9 protein-coding genes and 3 pseudogenes are annotated in these 6,578 nt (G+C 44.6%); 5 read left to right on the top strand and 7 right to left on the bottom strand.

Going from position 1 to position 6,578, the window contains the following annotated elements:
• Together B9T16_RS24255 and B9T16_RS24250 are read left to right on the top strand one after the other, a co-directional pair.
• Positions 1–217 (top strand): annotated as a pseudogene (locus B9T16_RS24255) (transposase); the annotation flags it as partial.
• A 687-nt stretch (positions 218–904) separates the two neighbouring features.
• The gene (locus B9T16_RS24250; RefSeq protein ID WP_006620893.1) at positions 905–1,027 is read left to right on the top strand and encodes a hypothetical protein; all 123 of its coding nucleotides are present in this window, start codon (positions 905–907) and stop codon (positions 1,025–1,027) included.
• A 762-nt stretch (positions 1,028–1,789) separates the two neighbouring features.
• Here the strand turns inward: B9T16_RS24250 and B9T16_RS24245 are convergent.
• The 4 genes and pseudogenes from B9T16_RS24245 to B9T16_RS24230 form a co-directional block, all read right to left on the bottom strand.
• Complete coding sequence (locus tag B9T16_RS24245; protein WP_410245978.1) at positions 1,790–2,041, bottom strand: hypothetical protein; 252 nt, start codon at positions 2,039–2,041, stop codon at positions 1,790–1,792.
• Positions 2,001–2,222: an HNH endonuclease gene (locus B9T16_RS24240; RefSeq protein WP_410245977.1), complete on the bottom strand. Its 222-nt coding sequence runs from the start codon at positions 2,220–2,222 to the stop codon at positions 2,001–2,003. The genes B9T16_RS24245 and B9T16_RS24240 overlap by 41 nt, the downstream gene beginning before the upstream one ends.
• Positions 2,223–2,243: 21 nt before the next feature.
• A pseudogene (locus tag B9T16_RS24235) lies at positions 2,244–2,469 on the bottom strand (reverse transcriptase N-terminal domain-containing protein).
• Positions 2,470–3,217: 748 nt separating this feature from the next.
• A protein-coding gene (locus B9T16_RS24230; protein ID WP_410245979.1) for an IS630 family transposase occupies positions 3,218–4,112 on the bottom strand; the annotation gives its coding sequence in 2 pieces (ribosomal slippage) (positions 3,218–3,280 and positions 3,282–4,112; 894 coding nt in all).
• A 68-nt stretch (positions 4,113–4,180) separates the two neighbouring features.
• Here B9T16_RS24230 and B9T16_RS24225 point away from each other — a divergent pair.
• From B9T16_RS24225 to B9T16_RS24215, 3 genes are all read left to right on the top strand, one after another.
• On the top strand, positions 4,181–4,498 hold the full coding sequence (locus tag B9T16_RS24225; RefSeq protein WP_014275673.1) for a hypothetical protein: 318 nt from the start codon (positions 4,181–4,183) through the stop codon (positions 4,496–4,498).
• Positions 4,499–4,590: 92 nt separating this feature from the next.
• Positions 4,591–4,779: a hypothetical protein gene (locus B9T16_RS24220; RefSeq protein WP_231852203.1), complete on the top strand. Its 189-nt coding sequence runs from the start codon at positions 4,591–4,593 to the stop codon at positions 4,777–4,779.
• Between the two features lie 112 nt (positions 4,780–4,891).
• A complete protein-coding gene (locus B9T16_RS24215) occupies positions 4,892–5,125 on the top strand; it encodes a hypothetical protein (RefSeq protein ID WP_410245976.1) in 234 nt (77 codons plus the stop codon).
• Between the two features lie 144 nt (positions 5,126–5,269).
• Here B9T16_RS24215 and B9T16_RS24210 read toward each other — a convergent pair.
• The 3 genes and pseudogenes from B9T16_RS24210 to B9T16_RS24200 form a co-directional block, all read right to left on the bottom strand.
• A pseudogene (locus tag B9T16_RS24210) lies at positions 5,270–5,458 on the bottom strand (phenylpyruvate tautomerase MIF-related protein); the annotation flags it as partial.
• Between the two features lie 98 nt (positions 5,459–5,556).
• Positions 5,557–5,910, bottom strand: a complete 354-nt coding sequence (locus B9T16_RS24205) for a phenylpyruvate tautomerase MIF-related protein (protein WP_006618154.1) — start codon at positions 5,908–5,910, stop codon at positions 5,557–5,559.
• Between the two features lie 10 nt (positions 5,911–5,920).
• Entirely contained in the window at positions 5,921–6,400 is a 480-nt protein-coding gene (locus tag B9T16_RS24200) for a flavin reductase family protein (RefSeq protein WP_410244280.1), read from the bottom strand.
• Positions 6,401–6,578: the final 178 nt, after the last annotated feature.

Here is a 6,578-nt window from a genome sequence, read left to right as displayed (position 1 = left end):
CTAGTACTGGACAATGCAACGTTTCATAAAGGGGGGCGGCAGGCGTAACTGGTGGAGGCAGCTCAAGTCCAGTTACTCTATCTGCCGCCTTATTCGCCAGACCTCAACAAGATAGAGAAATGTTGGTCGTGGTTGAAAGCCCGCATTCGCCATTGCACGTGAGCAGTTTGATTCTCTCCATGATGCCATGGATTCTGTTCTCAAGGCTGCGTCCTAACCGTATTGACTAGTGCTATATATACAACCACGTAGTCATTAACTCGCTCTCGTCATAAACACTCTTAGTTGTCGCAGTCTCTATATCCACACCGTGACTAGTGGGCATATCCTAACCATTACAGTTAGGTATTGGCTTTCAGTCACATCCTTTCCCCTAGGAGGGTTAGGGGTCGAGAGTGAAGTCACCTTCCCGAACTCCTATTCAGAACCGTGCTTGATAGTTTCCCATCACACGGCTCCTGGTGTGGATACCCTATTTGTCAAAGGAGCAGAATCAACAGACCTGCTTTCTACTTCGATGTTCAGAGCTATATGCACCACGTAGTCTTTAAACTCGTCCTCGCCATTATACTCTTACTGACCGCAGTATCTATATCCCCACCGTGACAATTGGGCATATCCCAACCATTACAATTGGGCTTTAGCTTCTGGTCACATCCTTCACCCTCTAAGTATGCGCTTACATTTTTCACTACTGCCTTGTGAATAGCATTACTCACTTGTTTATAGGCAGAGCATTAGAGGGATTACAACGTTCCGATTATATGGGCATTCCATCGTTAGATTTGTCCTCAGAACCGGGGTACTTTTCAAGGTCTGTGTAGGTAGTGTAAGTAAACTCCTACTTTTCCCCTTGCTCTTTTGAGCGCAGCGTTTCAACCTGTTTCGCTACTATAAATTGACGATGGTTCAAGCCGGACATTCGGTTTCCCTAATCATAGATGATTGGCAGTGGTCGGGTTATTGGGAACAGGTTTCCCTCACGCCTTCCGTTCCCCGCTTCAATCTGACGGGTTGTGAGTCCTGAAACTGGGGGTGGCTATCGCCTTTACTCTCAACTTCCTGCTGTACATAACACCAGCGTTCAGTCTTGACCTTGAGTTCCCTGCCTTGTTTGGATTCCTCCCAACGTCAGGACATATAAACAGTTATGGGGATGCTCAGAAACGAGATACGAGTTTCTTGTATTCAACCAAGGGGTTTAAGCCCCCACTAGGAGGTTATTTCGAGCATTTCAGCCCTATTTCATTCCTAAACATCTCGCACACTCACTTATTTATTAGCAGAGCCAATGAGGGGTTTAAACGTTCCATCTATGCGGGCATTCCATCTTTAGATTTGTCCTATCCACCGGGGTACTTTTAAAGGTCTGTGTAGGTAGTTATAACAGCCTCCTACTTTTCCCCTCGCCCTTTTGAGCGCAGCGTATCAACCTATTTCGCTACTGACGCATTACAATGGTTCAAGCCGGACATTCGGTTTCCCTAATCATGGATGGTTGGCAGTGGTCGAGTGAGAGGTAGGTTCCTCTATTATGCCTTCCGTTCCCCGCTTCAACCCGTTGAGTGTGAATMCTCAAATTGGGGGTGGCTACCGCCGTTACTCTCAACCTTACGTTATACTCAAGGGGTTCACAACTTCCCTCTTTTTTTTCGCTCAGTCTTGACCTTGAGTCTCTCTGCCTTATCTGGTTGTCGAAGCCAGATGTTGAGACACATAGATAGTTATGGGATGGTCAGGGGTGCGAATCCCTTATATTCCACCAAGGGGTGGAAGTCCCACTAGGAGGTTATTTCAGGCATTGCAGCCCTATTTCACTCCTAAACGTCTCGCACGCTATATCTGCATCTAGCACGAAATATTCACCTTTGTTGATACTCTGGTAAATCCTGGCTATTGCATCTTGGGCTGACCGTCCTGGACGGAACCCGTAGCTTGTGCCTTCAAATCTCGATTCCCATTCAGGTTCGAGAACCGACTTAACCAAGGCTTGCCTCGCTCTATCTTGGATTGTGGGAATTCCTATTCCAGCTTTTTTCATCCCTACCAGGTTTTGGAATCCACACCCGTCGCAGTGGTTTTGCTTTGAGATTTCCCTTAGTGTTCTTAACAAGCTCGAACCTTTGTCTTGGAGAGATTGCTCTTACTCCATCAACACCGGCTGTCTTCTTGCCTTGACCCGCCTGGGGGGCGGGTTTATTAAGCTGACTGTTGGGAAGCATGGCTGACCGTGGAACCCGCCCCTACAGCCGCACTGCTAAGAGTCGGGCATAATATGACTTCACCAATAGACGTTGCCACCTTCGTGCCTTTGCGTCTTGTCCCGATTTAGCTGCTTGGAATATACTCTTTTGGAGCTTGAATACTTTCCGTTGAACCTTAGTCCATGGGWTTGCCTTCCATGCGTTTTTCGTAGTCTTGATTAGTTTTGGTTTNCCCAAACCCTTTCTTTGAACTCGCTATCGCCATCTGTACACCTACTAGGCTCTATTTCTTTACAATCAAACCGTGACCCGTTAGCATATCCCTACCATTACAGTCGGGCATTGGCTTCTGGTCACATCTCACCCCCTAATGGGCTTACGCTTACACTTTTCACTACTGACTTTCTCGACCAGATTGTCAGAGCCCAGAAGGGGTTAAAACGTTCCGTTTATATGGGCATTCCATCTTTAGACTTGTCCTTTCCACCGGGGTACTTTTAAAGGTCTGTGTAGGTGTTGCCAATATTACCCTACTTTTCCCCTTACTCTTTTGAGCGCAGCGTCTCAACCTATTTCGCTACCTACTTGTGACGATGGTTCAAGTCGGAACATTCAGATTTCCTTAGTCATGGATGGTTGGCAGTGGTCGCATTTGGTAGTAGGTTCTACTTCACGCCTTCCGTTCCCCGCTTCAATCTGACGGGTTGTGTATCCTGAAACTGGGGGTGGCTATCGCCGTTGCCCTCATTTCTGCTTCGTAACTTCTGTTATGTTAATAATTATTACGATTTGTTACAGAGTGTATTGACCTTGGGCTCCCTGCCTTGATTTGGTATCATATTGATACAAATCGTTGGGACATATAAACAGTTATGAGGATGGTCAGGAATGTGTTCCTTATATTCATCCGAGGGGCTAAAGTCCCCACCAGGCGGTTATTTCGGGTATTGCAACCCTATTTCATGCCTGAACGTTTCGCACACTGGTGACAATTATAGCATTAGTCAAGGTAGTTAGGACGCAGCTGTGAGAACGGAATCCATGGCATCATCGAGAGAATCAAACTGCTCACGTGCAATGGCGAATGCGGGCTTTCAACCACGACCAACATTTCTCTATCTTGTTGAGGTCTGGCGAATAAGGTGGTAGATAGAGTAAACGGCATTGAGCYGCCTCCACCAGTTCAGCCTGCCGCCCCCCTTTATGAAACGTTGCATTGTCCAGTACTAGAGTTTGACCTGGCTTCAATGTTGGAATTAAGATGAACTCCAACCACAACTCAAACACTGTCCGATTACAACAACCCTCAAAGCGATCGGGGGCTAAGAGTTGTTGATAACACCATGCGGCCATATAGCTCACCCTGCCCTGCCTCTTCCCGGATTTGAGGACATCGAAGCGTTGTCCTTGCTCACAGTAACCATAAGGATAATCCGAGTCTTGACTATTCATGCCAGCTTCATCGAGGTAAACCAACCCTTCCGGCTCCATATGTTGAATCTGAGCAATAAACGCCTCTCGCTGTTGCTCATCACCTTCTTGGTAGCCGTAAGTTTTTTTTCTGGTGAAGCCAATTTTCTTCAAGGCTCTGGATATGGTGCCAGGAGAGATGTCGTCATCCCAAAGTTCAGCCATTTGAGCGGAGGTTTTGTSGCCATGCTCTTGGGCAAAAGCCTTGAATTTTTGCCAGTCGGTAATTTGGTGGTTATTGCCAGGTCGGTGATTAGGTTTAGGGAGGAAGTCTCCGGTGTGTTCTTTTCTTTGCAGCCAGAGATTGATAGTGTTCCGGCTGAGATGGAAAAATTGACTGGCTTTGGTTTTGGACATACCGTATAGTTCAATTGCATTGATAACTTTTTGTCTAAGGTCGTAACTGTAGGGGGCTGGCCTTTTGGGTCTTCTGTAGATATCCTTGCCATTATACGTCCTAAATGTTATGTTTTGTGCTATAAGAATTGAGGCTTTTGTAGCTTAATATGGATATCTCTATCAGTCAATTAATCAACCATCTCCCAGATGGTTCAACGTTAAAAACCTTGCTGGCTTCATTAGGCACTGACGCTGAAAACGTAGATGCTACCGTAGAACTTTACGAATTTGTTGAGGCTTTTTCCCAGGCTAAAAAAGAACACAACCAACTACCTCATGTTCAACGATTAAACGTAGTTTCTGATGAAACATTGTTTGATATAGTATGGCAACGGGATGGCTCCGTGACAAGAAGGTTAGAAAGAAAATTGTCATTCTTCCAAAGATTTGAGAATTCGGGAATTAGCAGTAGAGAACAAATCTAATTTACCAACGGTCTAAATTTTGCGGATAACTGGGAGTCTATCCGGATTACCAGAAAACGAACCACAAGCAATTTTTTCAAAACTTAATTTTAGTGTTTGAAAGCACAGGATTTTCTAACTTTATGCATCTAGAAATTGAAAAAATTGCTTTAATTATTAGTTGGCTTGTTTCTTTTTCGGGAGGTATTTGGTATCTTTCAGCAAAATATTCTGAACTCCAAACTACTGTAAAAAAAAATAAAGAAGACATCAATAGATTAGGAAATTCAATCAGAAAGTAAACCCGAGGGGACAGACAACTTATCTGGCTTACTTTAAAACATATTGAAAAATATTTAGCCAAGACAAATTACTATGATGAATTAATCTTAAAAGACAACGAAAAAAACAACGATGGATTCTAATGTATTACCTGAGATAGTCAAACTGGGAACTGATGGCATTACCGTTTTTTTAGTCTGGCAGTTAATGAAGCAAAATCAGAAACTGATATCAGAGGTTAACTCCAGAGACAACGAATTAATGAAGCTGATTTACACAATCCTAAATCAATATAGGCATTACCCAACAGGATTAAGCGATCGCACTAGCCGGATTAACCATCCCAGAGGAAAAGCCAAGGAGTAATTAATCAGACTGGCCAAATCGAGGACAACCTACTGGGAAAATGGACAAGATAAGTACAAATTCCCAGCTAGGACAAAAAAGCGATCGCATTAAGTCCCTTGACACCAATCTGGACTTCTACAATTCCAAGACAACGGTAAACGCTTCCATATAGCAGACCGGGTCCGTGGTACCGCCAAAGGTCATAGGAACATCAGGTTCAAAAGCAGTCATCACATAGGATTCGGGTTTACTTAGATGTTTAGCCAGGGATGCTGACAAATCCTTGAGTAAACTTTCAACTTGGTATTTTTCCGGTTGAGAAATCGATGTTTTGACTTTAATCAGTGGCATAATTAAAACTGATTCCCCCTCCCGGTGGGAGAGGGTTGCCAATTGCCGTTAATTTCACAGCAGGTCTGATGTCAACTGTTAAGGATCTGTTAAGTCACCTAGTCGAATGTGCCACCATTCCAGCCCCACATAGTCCGGGGTGCATCAGCAAACTCAATATATATGCGATCGCTGGGGACACCTAAAGCCTGATTAATTTTTTGGCAGAAATCCTGACTCATAGCTTTAGTAGTCGTTGGAGTGATGTTACCAATACTTTTGATTTCCATATAGCAGACCGGGTCTGTAGTACCACCAAAGGTCATAGGAACATCAGGTTCAAAAGCAGTCATCACATAGGATTCGGGTTTACTTAGATGTTTAGCCAGAGATGCTGACAAATCCTTGAGTAAACTTTCAACTTGGGATTTTTCCGGTTGAGAAATCGATGTTTTGACTTTAATCAGTGGCATAAATCCTGTTTTAACCTCCGTAATTCCATCCTGTACTCGCTAAGGAGAGAATTTCCCCTTCTCGGTGAACTCCGGCCGCGATTACTTCCCCGACGAAAACCGAGTGGTCACCTTTTTCCACGCTACCAACTACATTACACTCGATGTAGCCTAGAGAATCTGAGAGAATCGGGCAGCCTGTTTCTCCTAGGTAAAATTCCAGGTCCTCGAATTTGCTACCGACTAAACGCTGCGGCTTAAAGAATTTTTGGGCAATGTCTTTTTGTCCCAATTCTAAAAAAGTCAGGGCGAACACACCGCTGGCTTTAATCATGGCGTGGGACCGGGAGTCATTGCGAACGCAGTTTACCACTAGGGGAGGTTTAAAGGATGACTGCATCACCCAACTGGCGGTAAAACCATTGATGTCGTCTCCTTCTTTGACTCCACAAATATATAGGGCGTGGGGCATTGTTCGGAGAATAGTTGTTTTTGCTTGTTCGTCTAGCATGGGTTTTTCAGTCTAGGTCTTGTAGTTTTTAGTTTACCGTTATTTTGGTTATGAGAAACGGAATGAGGGCGAAAAATTTAGCGGGGATGTTGAACAAGGAGCAGATATCTGGTTTTGGGGTTTCCGGGAGAGGGAAGTTCCCACACGGAGTCGGATGATTTTAGAACTGTTTGGGGCG

Origin of the sequence: Arthrospira sp. PCC 8006 (assembly GCF_046480465.1) — a bacterium.
GTDB classification, from domain to species: Bacteria; Cyanobacteriota; Cyanobacteriia; order Cyanobacteriales; family Microcoleaceae; genus Limnospira; species Limnospira platensis.
This window is presented reverse-complemented; position numbering and strand designations above follow the sequence as displayed.